General features: G+C 65.0%; 1 protein-coding gene. It reads right to left on the minus strand.

Going from position 1 to position 223, the window contains the following annotated elements; translation table 11 throughout:
* On the minus strand, positions 1–223 hold a 223-nt coding region (locus E4K09_RS14035), incomplete at both ends, for a LysR family transcriptional regulator (protein ID WP_134498030.1).

Consider the following 223-nt stretch of genomic DNA (forward strand, 5'->3'; position numbering starts at 1 on the left):
TACGCAGCATGCCGCTCGGCCGACCACGCATTTCGCCTACGGCTTCCATTGCCGCACCGAGATCATCGAGCGCCGGTCGCACCGACTGATAGAGCCTCTCCCCAGCCTCGGGGAGATGGAGGCTGCGGGTCGTACGCTGAATCAGGGCAACACCCATCCGCTCCTCAAGCCGTCGGATAGCCTGGCTGACGGCGGAGCGGGTTACATCCAAGCGCTCGCTTGC

Source organism: Microvirga pakistanensis (genome assembly GCF_004458765.1).
Lineage (GTDB): Bacteria > Pseudomonadota > Alphaproteobacteria > Rhizobiales > Beijerinckiaceae > Microvirga > Microvirga pakistanensis.